The following is a 21,263-nucleotide window of genomic DNA, read 5'->3' as shown; positions in this document are numbered from 1 at the left end:
GATGGCGCAGATCAGGCTGACCAACACCCGCACCCGCACGAAAGAGGACTTCGTCCCCATCGATCCCGGCAACGTGCGCCTGTACCTGTGTGGCCCCACAGTCTATGATCGCGCGCATCTGGGCAATGCCCGGCCGGTCCTGGTCTTCGATCTTCTGGTCCGGATGCTGCGCCATGTTTATGGCGCCGGGGCAGTAACTTATGTTCGGAACTTCACTGACGTCGACGACAAGATCAACGCCGAGGCGCAGCGCCGCAAGGCAGCGGGGCGACCCGGCACGCTGGAGGATCTGATTGCCGAGCGCAGCGACGAGACCATCGGCTGGTATCATCAGGACATGGATGCGCTCGGGGCGCTGCGGCCCGATCACGAGCCGCGCGCGACCGCCTATGTCGGCCAGATGATCGAGATGACGCGCGACCTGATCGCCAATGGCCACGCCTATGAGGCAGAGCGCCATGTCCTGTTCGACGTCCGGTCCTTTCGGGACTATGGCAAGCTGTCGGGGCGGTCGGTGGACGACATGATCGCCGGCGCGCGGGTCGAGGTCGCGCCCTACAAGCGCGACCCGATGGATTTCGTGCTGTGGAAGCCGTCGGATGCGGACCTGCCGGGCTGGGACAGCCCTTGGGGTCGGGGACGTCCCGGGTGGCACATTGAATGCTCGGCCATGTCGGCGGCGCTGCTGGGGCCCAGTTTCGACATCCATGGCGGCGGCATCGACTTGCAGTTCCCGCATCATGAAAACGAGATTGCCCAGAGCTGCTGCGCCCATCCCGACGCGGGCTTCGCCAACGTCTGGCTGCACAACGAGATGCTGCAGGTCGAGGGCAAGAAGATGTCCAAGTCGCTTGGCAACTTCTTCACGGTGCGCGACCTGCTGGACCGGGGCGTGCCGGGAGAGGTGATCCGCTTCGTGATGCTGTCGACGCATTACCGCAAGCCGATGGATTGGACCGATGCCAAGGCGCGCGAGGCCGAAGCGGTGCTTCGGCGGTGGCGTGGGCTTGTCGCGGGCATCGAGCCCGCGCCAAGCCCGGCGCCCGCCGTCATCGATGCTCTGAGCGACGACCTGAACTCGGCGGGCGCCATCGCGGCGTTGCACGAACTTGCGGCGAAGGGGGACGGCGCGGGGCTGCTGGCCTCGGCGCGGATGCTGGGGCTGTTGCTGCCCGAGATGGGCGGGTGGGCCGAGGCGGGGGACGCGGCCGCGGATCAGATCGCAGTGCTGCTTGCGGCGCGGCTTGCGGCGCGGCAGGCGCGAGACTTCGCAACCGCCGATGCGATCCGCGAAGGCTTTGCGGCGGCAGGGGTCGAGGTGAAGGACACCCCGCAAGGGCCGGAATGGTCGCTGGCGGCGGGTTTCGATCCGGCGCGGCTGGCGGACCTGGCGAAGGCCCACGGCGCATGACGCTGGACGCCTGCACCGAGGCGCTGCGCCAGCACGACCCCGACCGGTTCGGGGCGGTGCTTGCGGCCGAGGCGCAGGATCGTCATGCATTGGCAACGCTTTACGCGCTGAACCTCGAAATCGCGAGAGCGCCGTTCCAGTCGAACGAGCCGATGCTGGCCGAGATTAGGCTGCAATGGTGGATCGACCGGCTGGCAGAGATGGGGCGCGGCACGCCGCCGCCCCTTCACGACGTGCTGACGCCCCTGTGGGAGGCGTGGGGGACGGATGCCGGTGATTTGACCCCGCTGGCCGAGGCGCGGCATCGCGATTGCGAGCGTCTGCCCTTCGCCACGCCGGCCGAGGTCACGGCCTATGTCGATGCGACGGCGGGCACTCTCATGTGGGCTGCGGCCCGTCGTTGCGGGGCGACCGAAGGCACGCGCGACATCGTCGCCCACCAGGCGCGCGGTGCGGGGCTTGCCGCATGGCTGCGCGCCCTGCCGCAATTGCAGGCCCTGGGCCTTGGTCTGGCACGGGCCGACCGAAAGGACACGGCAGCCTTGGCGCGTCAGGCGGGCGACGGCCTGCGCATGGCGGCCCGCCTGCACGGCAAGCTGCCCAAGAGAGCCGCCGCGGCCCTGTATCCCGGCCCCCGCGTGCCGCGCCTGCTGTCCGAGATCGTCGCGGGCCGTGTCGATCCCTTCACCGCGACGCCGCAGATCGTGCCGTTCCAGCGGCGTGCGTCGCTGGCACGGCTGGCGCTGACAGGACGCTGGTGGCGCTGAGCGAAAAGTTGCTTTTCCTGACGGCGCGGCTATGGAAGGAATCGGAAGACCCGGAACGGGCAGCAGGAAAGGGACCGGATGGCCAAGTTCGACGCAGAGGCTCGCGCGGGCCTGTCGCTGATCGCGCCGCCCTTCCTTTATGCGCTGCTGATCCTGGCGGCGCCGATCCTGACGATCCTGGCCTACAGCTTCCTGACCGATGGCTACCTGGAGATCCTGCGCGATTTTACCTGGGTGAACTATGCCCAGGTCTTCACCGATCCGATCGTGCGGACGGTGATGCTGCGGTCGCTGATGGTGGCGGCCATCGTGACGCTGGCGACGGTCCTGACGGCGTTTCCGATCGCCTATTACGTCAGCTTCATGGTCAGGCCGGAAAAGAAGGCCATGTGGCTGTTCCTGATCACGATTCCCTTCTGGACCAGCTACCTGATCCGGGTGTTCCTGTGGAAGGTGATCCTGGGCTACAACGGCGTCGTCAATTCGTCGCTGACCGGGCTTGGCATCATCGACGAGCCGCTGACCTTCATCCTCTACAACATCAACGCCATCGTCATCACGCTGGCCCATGCCTATGCGCCCTTCGCGATCCTGCCGATCTTCGTGGCTCTGGAAAAGATCGACCGGTCCCTGCTGGAAGCCGGGCGCGACCTGGGCGAAAGCCGGGCGATGACCTTCTGGCGCGTGACGCTGCCGCTGGCGATGCCGGGCGTGATCGCCGCGACGCTGATCGTCTTCATCCCGACCATCGGCGACTATGTCACGCCCGAGGTGATCGGCGGCGGCAAGATCCCGATGATCGCGAACCTCATCCAGGTGCAGATGCTGGCGCTGGACAACCGGCCGCTTGGGTCCGCGCTGGCGGTCACGGCGATGGTCGTCGTGGCGCTGGTCAGCCTGTTGTTCCTGTTCCTCAACCGCCGCTTCCTGAAGGTGCGCCAATGAACCGGTCGGGCCGGGGCCTCCAGGCCTATGCAGTCATTTACCTGCTGTTCCTTTACGCGCCGATCATCCTTCTTCCGATCTTCGCGTTCAATTCCGGCACCATCATCGCCTTCCCCTTGCAGGGCTTTTCGACCGAGTGGTTCGAGCAGATGTGGTCCAACACCACGCTGCGCCGGGCGCTGGCAAATTCGCTGACCATCGCGGTCTCGGCCTCGGTGCTGGCGACGTGCCTGGGGATTTTTGCCGCGCGCGCGTCGACCCGCTTCGCCTTTCCGGGCAAGGGAGGCATCATGGGATTCATCATGCTGCCGATGGTCCTGCCCGAGATCATCGTCGCCATGTCGCTGCTGGTCGTTCTGCTGGGGGTGGGCGTCCAACTGTCGCTGCTGACGGTGATCGCCGGGCACACGCTGATCTGCATGCCCTATGCGATCGCGGTTCTGTCGACCGCGTTTTCATCGCTGGACCGCAGCCTCGAGGAGGCCGCCTATGACCTTGGCGAAAGCAGGTGGGGCGCGTTCCGGCTGGTCACGCTGCCGCTGGTCATGCCGGGCATCATCAGCGCGCTGCTGATCTCCTTCACGATCAGCCTGGACGAGTTCATCATCGCCTTTTTCCTGGCCGGGAACGAGCCCACGCTGCCGACCTATATCTTCAGCCAGCTGCGCTTTCCGCGCGCGATCCCCGTCATCATGGCGCTCGGGACGGTGCTGGTCCTCATCTCGATCGTGCTTCTGGCGATCGGTGAATATTTCCGCCGCCGGGGCAATGCCCGCATTGGCGGCTCGCCTACCGGAGGGTTGCTGTGACCGAGGCCATGATCGCCTGCAAGGGCGTGCACAAGTATTACGGCGACTATCATGCGCTGCGCGGCATCGACCTGACCATCCGCGCCGGAGAGTTCTTTTCGCTGCTGGGACCGTCGGGCTGCGGGAAAACCACGCTTCTGCGCACCATCGCCGGGTTCGAGGACATCAGCCAGGGCGTCGTCCTGATCGACGGGCGCGACATGGGCGAGGTTCCGGCGAACAAGCGCCCGACGAACATGGTGTTTCAGTCCTATGCAATCTTCCCGCACCTGACGGTGGCCGAAAACGTGGCGTTCGGCCTGCGCCGCGATCCGCGCCCAAAGGCCGACAAGGCCGCCGCGGTCGAGGAGGCGCTGGCGATGGTCGGTCTCAAGGGCTATGGCGCCCGCTCCGCGCATGCGCTCTCGGGTGGCCAGCGGCAGCGGGTTGCGCTGGCCCGTGCGTTGATCCTGAAGCCCAAGGTGCTGCTGCTGGACGAGCCCTTGTCCGCGCTGGACCGAAAGATGCGCGAGCAGATGCAGGTCGAACTGATCAAACTGCAGCGCCAGGTCGGCATTACCTTCGTCCTGGTCACCCACGACCAGGAGGAGGCGCTGGTCATGTCGGACCGCATCGCCGTCATGTTCGAGGGCGAGATCGCCCAGCTTGACGGTCCCGAGGCGCTTTACGCGCGTCCGGCCACGCGCCGGGTCGCGGATTTCATCGGCGTGATGAATTTCCTGCCCGCGCGGATCTTGTCCGAATCCGCCGGCACCGTCACGGTCGAGGTCGCGGGTCTGGGCCAGGTCGAGCTGCCCGAGCGCCAGATCAGCCGCGCCGATCCCGAAGACGACGGGCCGATGATCGGATTTCGGCCGGAAACCATGACGCTGCTGGGTCCGACCGCCACCCACAGCCAACCTCGCGAAACCAACGCCAGCATCGACGAGGTCGTCTATTACGGCGACATGACCTATTACGACTTGCGGCTGGACGGGGCAGATCAGCTGGACGGCAAGGCGCGTCCGGTGCGGATTTCAATGCGCAACGTCTTTGGCCGCGACGTGCAAGAGGTCGGCACCCGCACGCGCCTGGCCTGGTCGCCGGGTTCGCTGGTCCTGTTCCGCTAATCCGGCAGCGCGGCCTGTACCTTGCGGGGCAGCGTCGCGCGGATCAGGCGATAGCTGGCGGTGATGCGGTGTTCCAGCTCGTCTCGCGGCGCCTCCAGCGGCAGGGCGATCCAGCCGGCGTGCAGATAGGGCGCGCGCTGGCCGACTTCGGCCTCGATCAGCATGGCGGCCATCACGGCGCTTTCGGTCTTGACGCTGACGGTGGGCGTGAGGGCGCCGGTGACGGCGAACATCTTTCCGGCGACCTTCCAACAGTGGTGCCCGCCGCCCCAAGGGTCGCTGCATTCCGCGCCGGGCAGCGCGGCGCAGATGTCGTTGACGGCCTCGCGGCTCATCGATGCTCCTCTCGCGGTGTCAGGCGCAGCCAGATGCCGTCGGCTGCGCGAATGGTCAGGCGGGCGACCGGCATGGGCTGTCGTTCGGTCACCTCCAGCCGCCAGCGTCCGACAATCGCGGCCAGCATGACGACGCCTTCGACCATGGCAAGCCCGGCGCCGGGGCATGCGCGGGGGCCGGCCGAGAAGGGGATATAGGCGCAGCGGGCGCTTGCCTTGCCTTCGGCGGTGTCCCACCGCGCCGGGTCGAAGGCGTCGGGACGGTCCCAGAGGCGATTGTGACGGTGCAGGTGCCAGGGTGACAGGACCAGCTGCGCCCCCCGCGGCACGGCGCGGGTGCGGAACGTCTCTGACCGCGTCGCCTCTCTCGCGAACATGGCGACGGCGGGGTAAAGGCGCAGCGCCTCCCGGAACACGGCACGAGTGGTCCTCAACGCGCCGACGCTGGCGAAGTCTTCAGTCAGCAGCGTGCTTTCGGCCGCAACGCGGTCCTGCCAGTCCGGATGCGCCGCAAGAAGCCACAGCGCCCATGCAAGGACCGAGGCGCTTGTTTCGTGACCGGCCAGGAACAGGACCGCGACCTGGTCCACCATCTCGGCCCGGCTGAAACAGGTGCCGGTCCTGGGGTCCGGTGTGGTCATGATCCTTGTCGCCAAATCGTCCGGCGCCGTCCCGGCGGCGACGGCCTTCTGGCGGTCGTGGACCAGCCCCGTGATCAGCCCCCGGATCTGCGTGGCGGTCGCCCGTGTTCGGTGGGAATGCGGGCGCGGGACCCAGCGGGGCAGGGGCAGCAGCGCGGCCAGGTTCACCAGCGGCTGCGCAGCCTGGTGGTCGCGGAAGGCGGCAAAGACCTCGGCGGCGATGCGGTGTTCGATGGGCAGGGAAAACAGCGTCCGGAAGATGACATCTGCCGCGGCATGGGTCGCCTCGGGCTCCAGGTCCTGGGTGCCGGGTTGCAGCCGGTCCGCCGCGGCGCGGGCGGCATCCAAGACGGCGGGATAGCTGTCGCGCAGCCGCCCGCCTTCGAAGCTGGGGTCGATGATGCGGCGCTGGCGGGCCCAATCCTCGCCGTTCGAGATGAAGACGCCGTTGCCCAGAAGCGGGGCCAGCCCTTCGCGCATCCGGCTCGACTTGGGAAAGTCGGCGGGCCTATCCTGCAGGATCAGGCGGACCAGCGCCGGGTCGTTGCAGAAGAAGCTGTGGATCAGCGGGTTCCTGAACTCGGCCATCCATGCGCCATAGAGCCGCTCTGGCAGGGCGGAAAGCAGGTCGCGCCGAAAGCCCCGCATCAGGCCGCGCAACGTGCCGCGCCCCGTGGCGCCCTGCGGACGCGGGGTCATCGCGCGCCGACCGGCCGGGTGATGCGCCCGGGGGAATGCCTGCGGCTGGCAAAGCGCTGCGCCAGCGTCAGCGGCCCTGCCGTGATCGCGAAATAGTCGTAGTTGTGCGGCAGATCGAAGGCGCGGAGATACTGGAAATGCAGCGTCAGCCAGCGTCCCCGCAGCGCCGCCCGCCGTTCGGGCGACAGCGTCTTTCGGAACGCGGCCGACAGCACCAGCGGCCAGCGCTGGTCCGCGCCGCCCCCACCGCACACCGCCACCGGGTCACAGAGCGCGAAGCAGCAGGCGTCGCCCGGCGCCGTCACGTCCGCCCAGAACAGCCCCTCGGCACGGCCAAGGAACGCCAGGTCGTCACGCAGCCGGCCCGCATCTGGCAGGAACGCCGCCATCGGGACGACATGGCCAAGCGTCAGCAGCGACAGTGCAGGCGCACCGGCCGGACCCTGCCGCAGCAGATCGGCCACAAGCGAGATCGCAAGATAGGCGCCCGAGGAATGGCCGACGACCAGCACCTCGTCGGTGCCCTCGTCCAGGATCGTGCGCAGCCGGTCGCGGAACTGCAGCAGCCGCGCCTCGAGCGCGGGGGGATAGGCGCCGCGGTGCTGGGCCGTGAAGGCATAGTCGTGCATCAGGTAATAGGCGTAGAACCGGTGGTCCAACCGCCGCCCCAGCCACAGGACGCCCCCGGCCATCGCCGCGCCCAGAACGCATCCCGGCAGCAGCCCCGCGCCGCCGCCGATCGCGGCTGTCGCGCCCCAGGCAGCAACCGCTCCGACCAGCAGCGCCAGCAGCAGCTGGCCCAGCAGCACGACGATGGGATAGAGTGCGGCGATGACCGGCCCCCGCCGCAGCTTCATCAGCCGCCACAGCGCCCCCGTCGCGACATAGGCGTGGAAGGTGCGCAGAAGCTGGCCATAGGTGCCCAGGATTCCCCGCCGCATGGACGCCTGCACGAGGTCTGACCAGAGCGCGACTTCGACGGTGGCCAGCGTGTCGCGGCCCTCGACATGACCTTCGACGAACCAGGCGTAGCGGCCGGCACTGGCGGGACGCAACTTCAGGCGGTGCCCCGAGATGCGCGCCTGATCGGTGGCTTCCTTTCGGTAGAGTTCGCGGTAGCGGCGCGGGGGAACCGGGTCGAAGCCGGGCAGGTAGAGGACATGGCGGCGGAACGGTCGGGTCATGGGGCCTCGGGGTTGAGGCGCAGAATACCCTTCATTGTCCGCGCCACAACCCTGACGATCATCCGTCCCGCCAGCGGGCCTCGTGCGCCTCGATTGCGGCGATGCGGCGGGCGGTCGGCGGGTGCGACAGGAACCAGGCGGGGGCGGTGCCGCGGTTGCCGGTCAGCCGGTCCAGCTTGTGGAACAGCGACTTCTGCGGGCCGGTGCCAAGGCCCGCCTTGATCATCAGCGCGCTGGCGAAGCGGTCGGCCTCGAATTCGTCCTGGCGTGACAGGCGCGCCGCGACGGCGGTGGCGACGGCATTGGCGATCCATGCGCCGATACCCGGCAGAAAGCGGCCAAGAACCCCCGACAGCGCCAGCCGGATGGCGTTCTGGCCCGCGAAGTCGATCATCCGCCGACGCGAATGCCCCAGCGACACGTGGCCCAACTCGTGTGCGATGACGCTGGCCAGTTCCTCGGCCGTGACCTCGCAGGCGTCCAGCTTGCGGATGAAGCCGCGCGTCAGGAAGATGCGCCCGTCCGGGGCGGCGAGGCCGTTGATCGGCTCGACCTCGTAGATGTGGGCCTCGATCGGGGGCAGGTCCATCGCGCGGCCGAGGCGTTCCAGCATCGGCGTCAGGCGCGGGTGGCGCAGTGGGGTGGCCTTCTCGTTCAACTCGTGCTTCAGCCGCCATGCGGAAAAGAACCACATCGCGGCAAGGTAGAGGCCCAGCAGAAGGATCGGCGTGAACTTGAGCATGTGCCCAATATGGGCCCGCCGCGCCGGCGGCGCCAGATGCGCGACGCCTAGAGGCCGAGGCCAAGCGCCGCAGCCACCGCCTTCAGCGCCGGCGCCTCGGTTCTGCGGAAGCCGCGTCCCGCCTGGCGGCTTAGGGCACACGGTGGACGGTGGTCCAGATTGTCACCCGGGGGGATGCTGGCTGCCATGAAACGAGGCAGCGACAGGCTTGCGGCGCAGGCGACGTAGTTACTGGACGGCCCCAGCGGCGTCACAAGCCAGCGTGACGGGAACACCGCCCGCGCCGCGCGACCGGCGCCTGCGCGCGTGCCAGCACCGCATCCCGACGCCAGCCGAGGCTGCAGCCGCCGCGCCAGCAGGAAGGCCACCCAGTCGCCAAGCACGGCGCCGACGACTGCCGCAAGGCCGTTTCTGCCAGCTGTAGGTGGCCCGCCCCGTCAGCGCCCGCGCGCCCACCAGCAGGACCGAGGTCGGGACGGCACCATCATGCAGGACAGGAACGCCGAGAGACCCAGCAGCCACGGTCCCCACGCCGGCAGCAGTCGGGTCAGGGCAATCACCCCAGCATCCGCATGGCGCGGGTCAGCCCGTCCAGCGTCAGCGGCATCATGCGGTTTTCAAAGATCTGGCCGATCATCCCGATCGACTGCGTGTTTCCCCAATGGGCCTCGGGGACCGGGTTCAGCCAGGTGTGGTCGGTCCAGGTCTGCGTCAGGCGGCGCAGCCAGACCTCTCCGGCCTCGGGGTTCCAGTGTTCGTTCGCGCCGCCGGGGACCGCGATCTCATAGGGCGACATCGACGCGTCGCCCACCACGATGCACTTGTAGTCGCGGCCATAGCGGTGGAGCACGTCCCAGGTCGGCACCTGTTCACCCCACCGACGGCGATTGTCGGTCCACAAGCCTTCATAGATGCAGTTGTGAAAATAGAAATGCTGCATGTGCTTGAATTCGGCGCGGGCGGCGCTGAACAACTCGTCCACGACGCGGATATGGTCGTCCATGCTGCCGCCGACATCGAGAAATAGCAGCACCTTGACGGCGTTCCGACGCTCGGGCCGGGTCTTGACGTCGATATAGCCATGATCGGCGGTGGCGCGGATCGTGCCGGGCAGGTCCAGCTCTTCGGCCGCGCCGTGGCGGGCCCATTGCCGCAGGCGCTTCAGGGCGACCTTGATGTTGCGGGTGCCCAGTTCGACCCGGTCGTCAAAGTCGCGGAACTCTCGGTTGTCCCAGACCTTGACGGCGCGGCGGTGACGGCTTTCGTCCTGGCCGATCCGGACGCCCTCGGGGTTATAGCCATAGGCCCCGAAGGGCGAGGTGCCTGCCGTGCCGATCCACTTGTTGCCGCCCTGGTGGCGGCCTTGCTGTTCGGTCAGCCGCTGGCGCAGCTTGTCCATCAGCGCCTCGAAGCTGCCGCTGCCTTGGACAGCGGCCTTCTCGGCGTCGGTCAGCAGCTTTTCGGCCAGTTTTTCCAGCCACTCGCGGGGCAGGGTGCGGTCGTTGACCAGCGCCTCGACCGGGATGTCCTGCAGGCCGCCGAAGGTTTCCGCGAAGGCGCGGTCAAAGCGGTCCAGGTGCCGCTCGTCCTTGACCAGCACCAGCCGCGCGAAACCATAGAAGCCGTCGACCGTCCAGCCTGCGACGCCCGCCTGCATCCCCCCCATCAGGTCCAGCCATTCCCGCAGCGAGACCGGAACCCCCTGCCGGCGCAAGCTGTCGAGGAAGGGCAGGAACATCAGGCCATCCGGTGAATGATGATCGTGGCGAACAGGCCGATCATGGCAAAGCCCAAGGCGAAGGCAATGGCGTATTGCACCTTGTCGCGGCTGTTCCCACGAAGCTGGGCGGCGCGGCGCCAGCCCAGCAGCGCTCCGATGATGGCGGCGGCGATGACGATCATGGCGGTCCTTTCGGGGGGGCCTGTCTGTTGCCGTTGCAGATAGCCCGCGCCACGCGCGACCGCAACTGCAAGCGCCGCCTTGCCCCGGTCCGGCACCACAGCTAGCGTCCTGGGCAGGGAGGACGGGGATGCAGGATCTCGGTGAATACGATTACGTCATCGTGGGCGCGGGCTCGGCCGGATGCGTTCTGGCGAACCGGCTGTCGGCCGACCCGCGCCACCGTGTCCTGCTGCTGGAGGCCGGGGGCCACGACAACCGCTTCTGGGTGCATGTGCCGGTGGGCTATCTATACGCGATGGGCAACCCGACGCTGGACTGGTGTTACCGGACAGAGCCCGAGGCCGGGTTGAACGGGCGGCGGTTGAACTATCCCCGCGGGCGGGTGCTGGGCGGTTGTTCGTCGATCAACGGGATGATCTACATGCGCGGGCAGGCGGCCGATTACGACCGCTGGCGGCAGATGGGCAATGTGGGTTGGGGCTGGTCCGACGTGCTGGCGCATTTCCGCGCCACCGAACGCCACTATGGCCCCGCCTGCGACTTTCACGGCGACGCGGGGGAGCTGCGGGTGGAACAACAGCGGCTGCGCTGGCCGATCCTCGAGGCCGTGTCCGAGGCCGCGCAGGAACTGGGTTTGCCGGCCTGCCCGGACTTCAACTGCGGCGACAATGAAGGCGTGGGCTACTTTCCTGTGACACAGCGTCGCGGCATCCGCTGGAACGCCCGCAAGGCTTTCCTGGACCCGGCGCGCGGCCGCCCGAACCTGCGGATCGAGACGGGTGCGCAGGTCCAGCGGCTGTCGCTGGACAGGCGTCGCGCGACCGGCGTTCTGTTCCACCGGCACGGCCAGACCTTCGTTGCGCGGGCGCGGGGCGAGGTGATCCTGGCGGCAGGGGCGATCAACTCGCCCGCGCTGCTGGAGCTGTCGGGCATCGGCCAGCCCGACCGGCTGGCGGCGGTCGGGGTCGCGCCGGTCCACGACCTGCCGGGCGTGGGAGAGAACCTGCAGGACCACCTGCAACTGCGCACCGTCTTCCGCATCAGCGGGGCGCGGACGCTGAACGACCGGGCGCGGACGATCTGGGGCAAGGCCGGGATCGCGCTGGAATACGCGCTCCGCCGCAGCGGGCCGATGGCGATGGCGCCCAGCCAGCTGGGGATCTTTGCCAAATCCTCCGGCGCGTTCAAGACGGCGAACATCGAATACCACGTCCAGCCGCTATCGCTGGGCAAGTTCGGCGATCCGCTGGACGATTTTCCGGGGCTGACCATCTCGGTCTGCAACCTTCGGCCGGACAGCGTAGGGGCCTGCCACATCACGTCACCCGATCCGGCCGCCGCCCCGGCCATCGCGCCGCGCTATCTGTCGGCGGCGTCGGACCGGCAGGTGGCCGTGGAGAGCCTGCGCCATGCCCGGCGCCTGATGGCCACGCGCCGAATGGCCGCCTTCGCGCCGGTCGAGGTCAAGCCCGGCCCCGATCTGGTCAGCGACGAGGATCTGGTCCGCGCGGCGGGCGAGGTCGGGACCACGATCTTTCACCCGGTCGGCACCACGAAGATGGGCAGCGACCCGATGTCGGTTGTCGATGCGCAGCTGCGCGTCCGCGGCATCGCCGGGCTGCGGGTCGTCGATGCCGGCGTGATGCCTTCGATCGTATCGGGCAACACCCACGCGCCGGTGACGATGATCGCGGACAAGGCCAGCAGCATGATCCGGCAGGCGGCGCGAGAAGGCGCGCTTTAGCCCCGCAGCATCCTGTGGAACGCGTGCCAGCTGGCCTTCGGCGTCCGCGCCATCGTGTCGTAATCGACGTGGACCAGCCCGAAGCGCGGGCCGTAGCCCCAGCCCCATTCGTAATTGTCCAGCAGCGACCAGTAGAAGAAGCCGCGCACGTCGACGCCTTGATCCATCGCCGCCCTGGTGGCGCGCAGGTGGTCCGCGATAAACTCCACCCGGCGGTCGTCCTGCGTCACGTCCGGTCCCGCCCCCAGTGCCATGCCGTTTTCCGTGACATAGAGCGGCAGGTTGCCCGTGTGGTCGCGCGCCAGCCGGGTCAGGAACTCGGTCAGGCCCTCGGGGCGGATCTCCCAGTCCATCTGGGTCTTGGGCAGGGGGCCGGACAGTTCGGCCGCATGCGGCCAGAGGCCGGGGTCGGGGGCATGGAGCTTGCGCGTGTAGTAGTTCACGCCTAGCCAATCCAAGGGTTGCGCGATCAGCTCCATGTCGGCTTGCCAGCGGTCGGGCAGGTGCGGGCCGATCCCCTCCAGCGCGGCATCGGGATAGCCTTGTCCCATCAGCGCGCGGATGAACCACTGGTTGTAGATCGCGTCCTGCGTCTCGGCGGCCCTTGCCGCAGCGGGACTGTCGTCCGCCGGGTGACAGGTTTCGAAGTTGAGGACGATGCCCAGGCTCGTTGCACCCTCGGCGCGCAGCGCGCGGATGGCGGTGCCATGGGCCAGAAGGACGTGGTGCATGGCGCGGCTGGCAGCGTGGATGTCGCGCAGCCCGGGCGCGTGGTGGCCCAGGAAATGCGACAACCAGGCGATGCACCACGGCTCGTTCAGGGTGGCCGCGCTGGCGATCCGGTCGCCGATCCTGGCATGGACGGCGGTGCAGAAGTCGGCGAACCGCGCGGCGATGTCGCGGTTCTGCCAGCCGCCGTTGGCGGCCAGAGCCGCCGGCAGTTCCCAGTGATAGAAGGTCAGGAACGGCTTCAGCCCCCGTTCGACCATCCCGTCCACCAGCCGGTCATAGAAATCGAGGCCATCGGGGTTCACCGTCAAGCCGTCCGGCATGACCCGCGCCCAGGATGTCGAAAAGCGATAGGCGTCGAAGCCCGCGTCCCGCACCAGGTCCAGATCCTGCGGCCAGAGGTTCAGGTGATCGCAGGCCCGGCTGCCGTCGCTGTCGTCGGCGATGTTGCCGGGGGTGGCGGCGAAGCTGTCCCAGTGCGACAGGCCGGCGACTGCCGTGCCCTCGATCTGGTAGGCCGAGGTGGCGGCGCCGAAGGTGAAGCCGGCGGGGAAGTCTGATCGGGACGGCAGCATCGTGTTCTCCTCTCGTCTCGACGCATGCTGGCACGACTGCGCGCGGTGGGAAAGCGTCGGGCGGGCAGGTTCGCGACAGGGTGCCGGTCGGTGTGCGTGGACGGCGTGGCCGCGGCATCACTTCCATCGGGCTGAACGGGCGTCTACCTGCCGCCTGATTGCGTCCCGCGATGGCCGGGGGGCCGGCCCCCCGGACCCCCCTTGCCTGCCCGTGACGTCGGAGGGCCGGTGCTTGATGTGGAAGCCGCGTCTGGGGGCTTGATCCTTTGCAGGGATGTCCTTGAAGACGCACGCGAAGCGTGTTGTCAGCTGCCGCGCAATGCAGGAGGATGGGGCGATGATCTATCGAGGCATACAAAAGGGCAGGAAGTTTTGCAGGATCGGAACGATCCGGGACGGGCGGCTTCTGCCGATGGACGGTTGCACCTGGTCGGGCCCTTTGGTCATGACCGGCTCTGCCAGCAGTCTTGTCCCGCCAGTGGGGCGGTCGGCGGCACTTGCCCTGCCGGAGCATTCCCCGATAGATCGTGCCACGGGCCGCGATGCCTGGTCGGGATCGGCACATTGGCGGGTGGAGGCAGCATGTCGGGCGAGGTCGACCTGCGGGTCTTCGACAAGATCATCTCGGACCGGGGGTCGCGCTATGCGGTCTCTGGCGGGCCTGCGTCGGCGGCGACCGACGTGGCTGCGATCCTGGCCGAGCTGAAGCGGACGAAGCGGTTCGCCAAGGCGACGCATCACAGCTGGGCGGCGGTTATGGGCGGCGAGCCCGCCAAGGATGACGACGGCGAAAGCGGCGCGGGTGCGCTGATCCTGCAGATGCTGGAGCGGGCGGGGCTGCAGGATCACGTCGTGATCGTCACGCGCTGGTATGGCGGCAAGCATCTGGGCGGCGACCGCTTTCGGCACGTGGCGGATGCGGTGCGCCATTACCTGCGCGAGACGGGGCTGGGCTAGGGCCGGAACATGATCTTGCCCTCGCGCCCCGGCGTCAGGGCCGCGGTGACGGCATCGGCGGGACGATCCAGGCCGAACTCTCCGCCCGAACGCAGCTTCAGCTTGCCGTCCATGACCAGGCCGATCAGTTCGCCGAACATGCGCTGGCGATCCTCGGGGGCGGTGGCGGGCATGACACGGGCGCCCCAGAAGCCCTTCACCGTCAGGTGCTTGAAGATGATCGGCCCGGCGGGCAGTTGAAGCGCATCGCCGGTCACCGACCCGAAGGTGACAAGCAGGCCTTCGACTCCCAACAGCTCGACCAGACCGGTCGCGACGCTGCCGCCGATCGAATCGACGGCCGCGCGTGCACCGTCTGGTCCCACGATGTCGCGCACGCGCTGGACCCAATCGGAGTCGTTGGTGGACACGATGTCGGTCATGCCCATCGCCGCCAGTTCCTCGGCGGCATTGGCCCGGCGGACCAGGTTGACCAGGCGCACGCCCCGCGAAGCCGCTAGCACCGCCATGATTTTGCCGACAGCGCCGTTGGCGGCGGTCTGGATGACCCAGTCGCCGCGGCTGACGTTCAGAAACTCCAGCAGGGTGATGGCGCTGAACGGCATGGCGATCAGCTGGGCCGCGGCCTCGTCGGGCATGCTGTCGGGGACCGGGATCGCACCCGCTGCGTCGGCCAGAGCGTATTCGGACCAGGACCCCTTCAGACCTGCCGCGGCGACGCGGCGGCCCTGCAGCGCAGCATCGACGTCGTCGCCAACCTCTTCGATGACGCCAACGGCCTCGCTGCCGCCGATGGCGGGCAGGTCGGGGCGCACGCCATAGCTGCCGCGCACCGTCCAGAGGTCGTGATTGTGGATCGGCGAAAGCGTCACGCGGATCAGGACCTGGCCCGGTCCGGGCTGCGGCCGGTCAGAGGTCGCGGCGGCAAGAACTTCTGCCGGTTCGCCGAAGCGGCCGTGGATGACGCTGCGCATGGGGTATCCTTTCATCGCGGTCGTATCTCTACGCCCGACGTGGGGCCGGGCCCGACAGGATGCCAGAGGCGACCTTGCGTCAGCCAGCCGTGTCCCGCAGGCGGGCGGCGCGGCGCAGGGCGGACGCCTCGGCGCGGTCCAGCGAGGTCAGCGCGTCCCGGGGGCAGGCACCCGCGGCGCGCGCCTTCGTCCACAGCCGCAGGCAAGAGGCCGGGGACCAGGGCAGCGCCGCCTGCGACAGCCACTGCCGCAGCGGGACGGGCAGCGCGTCATAGGCGGCCATCGGATCGCCCGTGCGGTGACGCAGCCGCTGCGTCACCTGGCCCAGATTGCCACCCCGACGCGGCGTGGACGACCGGGCTGCCATCATGCGGCAGCCTCGGCCTGAAGGCGTCATGCGGGGAAGGGGTCCGGCATGCCGGACCAGCCCGATGGCGACTCGCCCCATTCCTCGCCCAGCAGGCAGGCGTCGAGGCGGGCGCGGAGGCGGTCCTCATCCATGCCGGCTCCGATGAAGACCAGTTCTTGCCGGCGGTCGCCGAAGGGTTCGGCCCAATGGCTATCAAGATAGGCGCGGCCCTGGGGGTGCGTAGGCCAGCGGTCCTGCGGCACCGACGCCCACCATTGCCCCAGCGGCCTGACAGACGACAGCGCACCGGCAAGCGAGAATTCGGCAACCCAATCAGGGCGGGTCGCGACCCAGAAATGACCTTTCGCGCGGATCACGCCGGGCAGGGGACCGTTCAGGACATCGTGGATCTTGCGCGGCTCGAAGGGCAGGCGGGCGCGATAGACGAAGCTGGTGACGCCGTACTCCTCGGTCTCGGGCGTGTGGTCGGCGAAGCCGTAAAGCTCTTTCGCCCACATCGGGTGTTCATGCGCGCGATCGAAATCAAAGAGGCCGGTGTTCAGGATTTCGCTTGGCAAGACGCGGCTGTGGTCGGTTGCGACGATGCGGGCGTCGCGGTTCAGGGCGCGGATGATCTGGCGCGCGGCGTCCACGCGGTCGGGCCCGGCGTCGCTGCACTTGTTCAGCACGATCACGTCGGCGAATTCGATCTGGTCGGTCAAGAGGTCGACCAGAGTGCGTGTATCCCCGTCGCCCATGACCTCGCCCCGATTGGCCAGAAAGTCGTGGCTGGAGAAATCCTTGAGCAGGTTCACGGCGTCGACCACCGTGACCATCGTGTCCAGTCGCGAGACGTCCGACAGGCTGGCGCCGTCCGCGTCGGCGAATTCGAAGGTGGTGGCGACGGGCAGGGGCTCGCTGATGCCGGTAGATTCGATCAGCAGGTAGTCGAAACGCCCCTCCTGCGCCAGCTTGCGCACCTCTTGCAGCAGATCCTCGCGGAGCGTGCAGCAGATGCAGCCGTTCGACATCTCGACCAGGGTTTCCTCGGTTTGGGCCATGCCGCCCTCGGCGCGGACCAGATCGGCGTCGATGTTCACCTCGGACATGTCGTTGACGATGACGGCGACGCGCAGACCATCGCGGTTGTTCAGCACGTTGTTCAGCAGCGTTGTCTTGCCGGCGCCCAAAAAGCTCGACAGGACGGTCACGGGAAGGCGGCGATCTTGGCTCATGGCTGGCTCCTTTGCGATGCGCGATTTTAGTTATAGTATAACATATCTATCGGCAAGCCCGTGTGCCAGCGCTTGCGACCTTCCGCCGAGGCATTGACGACCCGCGCCGCATGCGTCATGCCCCGCGCATGCTGCGCATCGATGACATCAACTATTCCGTCCAATGCCGCCCCTTGCTTGTGGGGGCCACTGCCACCGTTCCCGAAGGCCACAAGGTGGGCCTTGTCGGGCCGAACGGGGCGGGTAAGACGACCCTGTTCAAGCTGATCCGCAAGGAACTTGCGCTTGACGGCGGCTCGATCAGCCTGCCGTCGCGCGCGCGCATCGGCGGGGTGGCGCAGGAATCGGCGGCGACCGGGCGATCGGTGCTGGACACGGTGCTGGACGCCGATCTGGAGCGGACGGCCCTGATGGCGGAATCCGCGACCGCGACGGACCCCCATCGCATTGCCGAGATCCAGACCCGCCTGACCGACATCGACGCCTGGTCGGCCGAGGCGCGGGCGGCGACGATCCTGGACGGGCTGGGGTTCCCCACGGCCGATCAGGCGCGGCCCACCAGCGATTTCTCGGGCGGCTGGCGGATGCGCGTCGCGCTGGCCGGCGTGCTGTTCGCGCAGCCCGACCTGTTGCTGCTGGACGAGCCCACGAACTATCTGGACCTGGAAGGCGCCCTGTGGCTGGAGGGGTATCTGGCCCGTTATCCGCACACGGTGATCATCATCAGCCACGACCGGGGTCTTTTGAATCGCGCGGTGGGCCACATCCTGCATCTCGAGGACAAGAAGCTGACGCTGTATACCGGCGGCTATGACAGCTTTACCCGCATCCGGGCGGAAAAGCGGGCGCTGCAGGCGGCCGAGGCCAGGAAACAGGCCGACCGCCGCGCGCATCTGCAAAGCTTCGTGGACCGCTTCGGCGCCAAGGCCAGCAAGGCCCGCCAGGCCCAGGCCCGCGTCAAGATGCTGGCCAAGATGGAGCCGATCACCGCGCCCGAAGAGGCCAAGTTCTTCCGCTTCAGCTTTCCCCAGCCCGAAGAGCTGTCGCCGCCCATCGTCGCGATGGAGGGGGTGTCGGTCGGCTATGGCGAGCGCGCGGTGCTGCAGAAGCTGAACCTGCGGATCGACCAGGACGACCGGATCGCGCTGCTGGGCCGCAACGGGCAGGGGAAATCGACCCTGTCGAAGCTGTTGGCCGACCGGCTGGCGCCGATGGCGGGCAAGGTCACGAAATCGAACAAGCTGCGCGTGGGCTATTTCGCCCAGCATCAGGTGGATGAGCTGCACCTGGACGAGACGCCGCTGGACCACATCCGCTCGGTCCGCCCGAACGAGGGGCAGGCGAAACAGCGCGCCCGGCTGGCGGGCTTTGGCCTGATGGAGGCGCAGGCCGAGACCAAGGTGCGTCAGCTGTCGGGCGGCCAGAAGGCGCGGCTGTCGTTGCTCTTGGCAACCATCGACGCGCCGCACCTGCTGATCCTGGACGAGCCGACGAACCACCTCGACATCGAATCCCGCGAGGCGCTGTCCGAGGCGCTGAACGATTACACGGGCGCGGTCGTCCTGGTCAGCCACGACATGCACCTGCTGGGGCTGGTCGCCGACCGGCTGTGGCTGGTCAAGGACGGTGCCGTGGCGCCCTATGACGGCGATCTGAACGATTACCGCAAGTTCCTGCTGACCGGGGATACTCCGGCCGAGAAGCCGGCAGAGCCCGTCAAGCCCGCAGCCCCGAAGCGCCCGTCGCGCGACGCGGTGCTGGCGCTGCGCTCCGAGGCGCGCAAGGCCGAGGAACGGGTGCAGAAGCTGACCGAGATGATGGGCAAGCTGGACGTCAAGCTGGCCGACCCCGCGCTCTATAACGACCCGTACGAGGCCGAGAAGTGGGGCAAGAAGCGCGCCGAGGCCGTTCGCGCCCTGGCCTTCGCCGAGGAACTTTGGATGGGCGCGCTGGAAAAGCTGGAAGCGGCGGAAAACGTCTGACCCGCCGCCGCTGTTGCGGAAATGTGCCGCGTCCATCCGAAGATGCAAAGGGCGGTTGTGCCGGCCGCGTTTCCGCCCCTAGATGATGACAACCCTCGATCCGGATTCGCACGATGAAACTTGCCCTGGCCCTCGCCCTTCTTCTTGCTGCCCCTGCTCATGCGCAGGATTTCGGCGCAACGGGCGGCCGCACCTTTTCGGTCGACCTGGGCTTGGGCGCAGCGCTGAAGCCGGTCTATCCGGGGGCAGAGGATGCCGAGGTCGCGCCTTGGATCATCTGGCGCAACGCCGGCTTCGGCGAAGTGGGCGACGCGCCAGCGCAGGGCTTCTCGATCGCGCCGTCCTTCGGGATCGTCGGCCCGCGCGACAGCGATGACGACGACGGGTTGACCGGCCTGAACGACATCGACCGGGCCTATGAATTGGGCCTGCGCGTCCGCTATGGGATGGGTCCGTTCAACGCCTATGCCAGCGCGCGCCGCGGCTTTGACGGCCACGAGGGTCTGACCGGCGAGGTGGGCGTCAAGTACCGCACCGAATTGAGCGACCGGCTGGCCCTGTGGTCGGGGGCCGAGGTCGTCTATGGCGACGACGAATACAACGACACGTACTTCGGCGTGACGGCCGACGAAAGCGCGGCCAGCGGGCTTGACGCCACGGCCCCGGGCGGCGGTTTCAACGAGGCTGCGATCACCTTCCGGGCGCAATACGCGTTGAACGACCGGACCGCCCTGCTGGGCGAAGTCCGCTATGGCAAGCTGATCGGCGACGCCGCGGATTCGCCTGTCGTGCAAGAGGAATACCAGCCGTCGCTGCGCCTGGGCGTGACGCGTCGGTTCTCGTTCGGGTTCTGATCGGACTGGCCCCGCAACCTGCGTGGCTACCGAAAACCTTTCAAGCCTGAAATAATTTCTTGACAGGTCGACCCTCCCTGAGGCGTTCTGGATGCAAGGCACCAGAACCCGCCGCGGCCAACGCGGCACCGCCAACAGGGAAGACATCCATGACACTGACCCGCACCACGTTCGCAGTCCTGGCATCGGCAACCTGCCTGGCCGGGCCTGCTGCCGCGCAGGATGACGACAAGCTGACCATCGGCGTTCTGCTGACCCTCTCGGGCCCCGGCGCGGCACTGGGAGAGATGGCCAGGAACGGCTTCCAACTGGCCGCCGAGGAGATCGGCGATTTCGGCGGCATCCCGACCGAGATCATCGTGGTCGATGACGAACAGAAACCAGACGTCGCCGCCAACAAGGCGCGCGAACTGGTCGAACGCGACGGCGCCGACATCGTCGTCGGTCCGATCTTCTCCAACATCGCCGGCGCGATCGTCCAACCGGTGACCGAGGGCGACGCGATCCTGATCAGCCCCAACGCCGGGCCGTCGAACCTGGCGGGGACCGACTGCAACAAGGCGTTCTTCGCGACCTCGTACCAGAACGACCAGATGCACGAGGTGATGGGCGCCCATGCGCAGGCGCAGGGCTTCCAGAACGTCTTTCTGCTGGCGCCGAACTATCAGGCAGGCCAGGACTCTCTGGCCGGGTTCAAGAACAGCTATGAAGGTGGCGTCGCCGGAGAGATCTTCACCCAGCTGGGCCAGTTGGACTATTCGGCAGAGCTTGCACAGATCGCGGCGATGCAGCCGGACGCAGTTTTCGCCTTCATGCCCGGCGGCATGGGCGTGAACCTGGTGCGCCAGTACCGCCAGGCGGGCCTGGAGGGCATTCCCTTCCTGTCGGCCTTCACCGTGGACGAATCCACGCTACCCGCGCAGGCCGATGCCGCGCTTGGCTTCTTTGGCGGGTCGAACTGGGCACCCGACCTGGACACGCCGGAAAACGCCGCCTTCGTTCAGGCTTACGAGGCCGCCTACGACCAGGTGCCGGCGGTTTATGCGATGCAGGCCTATGACGCCGCGCACCTGATCGACGGTGCGGTGAAGCAGGCGGGCGGCACCGACCGCGACGCGCTGATCGCCGCGCTCGAGGATGCGCCCTTCACCTCGGTCCGTGGCGATTTCAGCTTCGGGCCCAATCACTTCCCGATCCAGGACTTCTACCTGACCAAGGTCGTCCAGCGAGAGGATGGCAAGTTCGCCACCTCGATCGTCGAGAAGATCTTCGAGGACTATCAGGACACCTATGCCGCCGACTGCCAGATGAACTGAGCC

21 protein-coding genes are annotated in these 21,263 nt (G+C 67.9%); 10 read left to right on the top strand and 11 right to left on the bottom strand.

The window, feature by feature from the left end:
* Position 1 precedes the first annotated feature (1 nt).
* From cysS to OC159_RS07000, 5 genes are all read left to right on the top strand, one after another.
* Complete coding sequence (gene cysS, locus OC159_RS07020) at positions 2-1,411, top strand: cysteine--tRNA ligase (RefSeq protein WP_265500445.1); 1,410 nt, start codon at positions 2-4, stop codon at positions 1,409-1,411.
* On the top strand, positions 1,408-2,178 hold the full coding sequence (locus OC159_RS07015) for a squalene/phytoene synthase family protein (protein WP_265500444.1): 771 nt from the start codon (positions 1,408-1,410) through the stop codon (positions 2,176-2,178). The genes cysS and OC159_RS07015 overlap by 4 nt, the downstream gene beginning before the upstream one ends.
* Before the next feature lie 78 nt (positions 2,179-2,256).
* Complete coding sequence (locus tag OC159_RS07010) at positions 2,257-3,123, top strand: ABC transporter permease (protein ID WP_265500443.1); 867 nt, start codon at positions 2,257-2,259, stop codon at positions 3,121-3,123.
* Positions 3,120-3,932, top strand: a complete 813-nt coding sequence (locus OC159_RS07005) for an ABC transporter permease (protein WP_265500442.1) — start codon at positions 3,120-3,122, stop codon at positions 3,930-3,932. Before OC159_RS07010 ends, OC159_RS07005 begins: the two co-directional genes overlap by 4 nt.
* An 8-nt stretch (positions 3,933-3,940) precedes the next feature.
* Positions 3,941-5,041 (top strand): ABC transporter ATP-binding protein, encoded by a 1,101-nt coding sequence (locus OC159_RS07000; RefSeq protein ID WP_265500514.1) that lies wholly within the window; start codon positions 3,941-3,943, stop codon positions 5,039-5,041.
* Here the strand turns inward: OC159_RS07000 and OC159_RS06995 are convergent.
* The 7 genes from OC159_RS06995 to OC159_RS06965 all read right to left on the bottom strand — a co-directional run bounded on the left by OC159_RS06995 (position 5,038) and on the right by OC159_RS06965 (position 10,544).
* Positions 5,038-5,376: an MmcQ/YjbR family DNA-binding protein gene (locus OC159_RS06995; protein ID WP_265500441.1), complete on the bottom strand. Its 339-nt coding sequence runs from the start codon at positions 5,374-5,376 to the stop codon at positions 5,038-5,040. The two genes, OC159_RS07000 and OC159_RS06995, sit on opposite strands and share 4 nt — an antisense overlap.
* A complete protein-coding gene (locus OC159_RS06990) occupies positions 5,373-6,716 on the bottom strand; it encodes a cytochrome P450 (protein WP_265500440.1) in 1,344 nt (447 codons plus the stop codon). The genes OC159_RS06995 and OC159_RS06990 overlap by 4 nt, the downstream gene beginning before the upstream one ends.
* Positions 6,713-7,900, bottom strand: a complete 1,188-nt coding sequence (locus OC159_RS06985) for an alpha/beta hydrolase family protein (protein WP_265500439.1) — start codon at positions 7,898-7,900, stop codon at positions 6,713-6,715. The genes OC159_RS06990 and OC159_RS06985 overlap by 4 nt, the downstream gene beginning before the upstream one ends.
* A 58-nt stretch (positions 7,901-7,958) precedes the next feature.
* Entirely contained in the window at positions 7,959-8,642 is a 684-nt protein-coding gene (locus OC159_RS06980; protein WP_265500438.1) for a M48 family metallopeptidase, read from the bottom strand.
* Between the two features lie 47 nt (positions 8,643-8,689).
* Positions 8,690-9,010 carry a hypothetical protein gene (locus OC159_RS06975; RefSeq protein WP_265500437.1) on the bottom strand — a complete coding sequence of 107 codons (321 nt, stop codon included), beginning with the start codon at positions 9,008-9,010 and terminating at the stop codon, positions 8,690-8,692.
* A gap of 188 nt (positions 9,011-9,198) precedes the next feature.
* Positions 9,199-10,380, bottom strand: coding sequence for a vWA domain-containing protein (locus tag OC159_RS06970; protein WP_265500436.1), 1,182 nt, complete (start codon positions 10,378-10,380; stop codon positions 9,199-9,201).
* On the bottom strand, positions 10,380-10,544 hold the full coding sequence (locus OC159_RS06965; RefSeq protein ID WP_265500435.1) for a hypothetical protein: 165 nt from the start codon (positions 10,542-10,544) through the stop codon (positions 10,380-10,382). Before OC159_RS06965 ends, OC159_RS06970 begins: the two co-directional genes overlap by 1 nt.
* Before the next feature lie 128 nt (positions 10,545-10,672).
* On the opposite strand from OC159_RS06965, the gene OC159_RS06960 reads away from it, so the two are divergent.
* Complete coding sequence (locus OC159_RS06960; protein WP_265500434.1) at positions 10,673-12,289, top strand: GMC family oxidoreductase; 1,617 nt, start codon at positions 10,673-10,675, stop codon at positions 12,287-12,289.
* On the opposite strand, the gene OC159_RS06955 is transcribed toward OC159_RS06960, so the two are convergent.
* On the bottom strand, positions 12,286-13,593 hold the full coding sequence (locus tag OC159_RS06955; RefSeq protein ID WP_265500433.1) for a GH1 family beta-glucosidase: 1,308 nt from the start codon (positions 13,591-13,593) through the stop codon (positions 12,286-12,288). The two genes, OC159_RS06960 and OC159_RS06955, sit on opposite strands and share 4 nt — an antisense overlap.
* Positions 13,594-14,175: 582 nt before the next feature.
* Between OC159_RS06955 and OC159_RS06950 the strand changes: the two genes are divergently transcribed.
* Positions 14,176-14,550 carry a YigZ family protein gene (locus tag OC159_RS06950; RefSeq protein ID WP_265500432.1) on the top strand — a complete coding sequence of 125 codons (375 nt, stop codon included), beginning with the start codon at positions 14,176-14,178 and terminating at the stop codon, positions 14,548-14,550.
* Here the strand turns inward: OC159_RS06950 and OC159_RS06945 are convergent.
* The 3 genes from OC159_RS06945 to OC159_RS06935 all read right to left on the bottom strand — a co-directional run bounded on the left by OC159_RS06945 (position 14,547) and on the right by OC159_RS06935 (position 17,108).
* The gene (locus OC159_RS06945) at positions 14,547-15,524 is read right to left on the bottom strand and encodes a zinc-binding dehydrogenase (RefSeq protein WP_265500431.1); all 978 of its coding nucleotides are present in this window, start codon (positions 15,522-15,524) and stop codon (positions 14,547-14,549) included. The genes OC159_RS06950 and OC159_RS06945 overlap by 4 nt on opposite strands.
* 79 nt (positions 15,525-15,603) lie before the next feature.
* Positions 15,604-15,894, bottom strand: coding sequence for a DUF6525 family protein (locus OC159_RS06940; RefSeq protein WP_265500430.1), 291 nt, complete (start codon positions 15,892-15,894; stop codon positions 15,604-15,606).
* A gap of 23 nt (positions 15,895-15,917) precedes the next feature.
* A complete protein-coding gene (locus tag OC159_RS06935) occupies positions 15,918-17,108 on the bottom strand; it encodes a GTP-binding protein (protein ID WP_265500429.1) in 1,191 nt (396 codons plus the stop codon).
* A 128-nt stretch (positions 17,109-17,236) separates the two neighbouring features.
* Between OC159_RS06935 and OC159_RS06930 the strand changes: the two genes are divergently transcribed.
* From OC159_RS06930 to OC159_RS06920, 3 genes are all read left to right on the top strand, one after another.
* Entirely contained in the window at positions 17,237-19,090 is a 1,854-nt protein-coding gene (locus tag OC159_RS06930; protein ID WP_265500428.1) for an ABC-F family ATP-binding cassette domain-containing protein, read from the top strand.
* Between the two features lie 113 nt (positions 19,091-19,203).
* The gene (locus OC159_RS06925) at positions 19,204-19,944 is read left to right on the top strand and encodes a MipA/OmpV family protein (protein WP_265500427.1); all 741 of its coding nucleotides are present in this window, start codon (positions 19,204-19,206) and stop codon (positions 19,942-19,944) included.
* Between the two features lie 149 nt (positions 19,945-20,093).
* A complete protein-coding gene (locus OC159_RS06920) occupies positions 20,094-21,260 on the top strand; it encodes an ABC transporter substrate-binding protein (protein WP_265500426.1) in 1,167 nt (388 codons plus the stop codon).
* The last annotated feature ends 3 nt before the right edge of the window (positions 21,261-21,263 follow it).

The sequence above is a fragment of the Paracoccus beibuensis genome (genome assembly GCF_026162625.1).
GTDB lineage: Bacteria > Pseudomonadota > Alphaproteobacteria > Rhodobacterales > Rhodobacteraceae > Paracoccus > Paracoccus beibuensis.
Note: the sequence above shows the minus strand (reverse complement) of the source record. Positions and strands in the feature narration are given on the sequence as shown.

Excerpts from the sequence above, each read along its gene's own strand:
- cysS (WP_265500445.1), top strand. The coding sequence starts at position 2 with ATGGCGCAGATCAGGCTGACCAACACCCGCACCCGCACGAAAGAGGAC.
- OC159_RS07015 (WP_265500444.1), top strand. The coding sequence starts at position 1,408 with ATGACGCTGGACGCCTGCACCGAGGCGCTGCGCCAGCACGACCCCGAC.
- OC159_RS07010 (WP_265500443.1), top strand. The coding sequence starts at position 2,257 with ATGGCCAAGTTCGACGCAGAGGCTCGCGCGGGCCTGTCGCTGATCGCG.
- OC159_RS07005 (WP_265500442.1), top strand. The coding sequence starts at position 3,120 with ATGAACCGGTCGGGCCGGGGCCTCCAGGCCTATGCAGTCATTTACCTG.
- OC159_RS07000 (WP_265500514.1), top strand. The coding sequence starts at position 3,941 with ATGATCGCCTGCAAGGGCGTGCACAAGTATTACGGCGACTATCATGCG.
- OC159_RS06995 (WP_265500441.1), bottom strand. The coding sequence starts at position 5,376 with ATGAGCCGCGAGGCCGTCAACGACATCTGCGCCGCGCTGCCCGGCGCG.
- OC159_RS06990 (WP_265500440.1), bottom strand. The coding sequence starts at position 6,716 with ATGACCCCGCGTCCGCAGGGCGCCACGGGGCGCGGCACGTTGCGCGGC.
- OC159_RS06985 (WP_265500439.1), bottom strand. The coding sequence starts at position 7,900 with ATGACCCGACCGTTCCGCCGCCATGTCCTCTACCTGCCCGGCTTCGAC.
- OC159_RS06980 (WP_265500438.1), bottom strand. The coding sequence starts at position 8,642 with ATGCTCAAGTTCACGCCGATCCTTCTGCTGGGCCTCTACCTTGCCGCG.
- OC159_RS06970 (WP_265500436.1), bottom strand. The coding sequence starts at position 10,380 with ATGTTCCTGCCCTTCCTCGACAGCTTGCGCCGGCAGGGGGTTCCGGTC.
- OC159_RS06965 (WP_265500435.1), bottom strand. The coding sequence starts at position 10,544 with ATGATCGTCATCGCCGCCGCCATCATCGGAGCGCTGCTGGGCTGGCGC.
- OC159_RS06960 (WP_265500434.1), top strand. The coding sequence starts at position 10,673 with ATGCAGGATCTCGGTGAATACGATTACGTCATCGTGGGCGCGGGCTCG.
- OC159_RS06955 (WP_265500433.1), bottom strand. The coding sequence starts at position 13,593 with ATGCTGCCGTCCCGATCAGACTTCCCCGCCGGCTTCACCTTCGGCGCC.
- OC159_RS06950 (WP_265500432.1), top strand. The coding sequence starts at position 14,176 with ATGTCGGGCGAGGTCGACCTGCGGGTCTTCGACAAGATCATCTCGGAC.
- OC159_RS06945 (WP_265500431.1), bottom strand. The coding sequence starts at position 15,524 with ATGCGCAGCGTCATCCACGGCCGCTTCGGCGAACCGGCAGAAGTTCTT.
- OC159_RS06940 (WP_265500430.1), bottom strand. The coding sequence starts at position 15,894 with ATGATGGCAGCCCGGTCGTCCACGCCGCGTCGGGGTGGCAATCTGGGC.
- OC159_RS06935 (WP_265500429.1), bottom strand. The coding sequence starts at position 17,108 with ATGAGCCAAGATCGCCGCCTTCCCGTGACCGTCCTGTCGAGCTTTTTG.
- OC159_RS06930 (WP_265500428.1), top strand. The coding sequence starts at position 17,237 with ATGCTGCGCATCGATGACATCAACTATTCCGTCCAATGCCGCCCCTTG.
- OC159_RS06925 (WP_265500427.1), top strand. The coding sequence starts at position 19,204 with ATGAAACTTGCCCTGGCCCTCGCCCTTCTTCTTGCTGCCCCTGCTCAT.
- OC159_RS06920 (WP_265500426.1), top strand. The coding sequence starts at position 20,094 with ATGACACTGACCCGCACCACGTTCGCAGTCCTGGCATCGGCAACCTGC.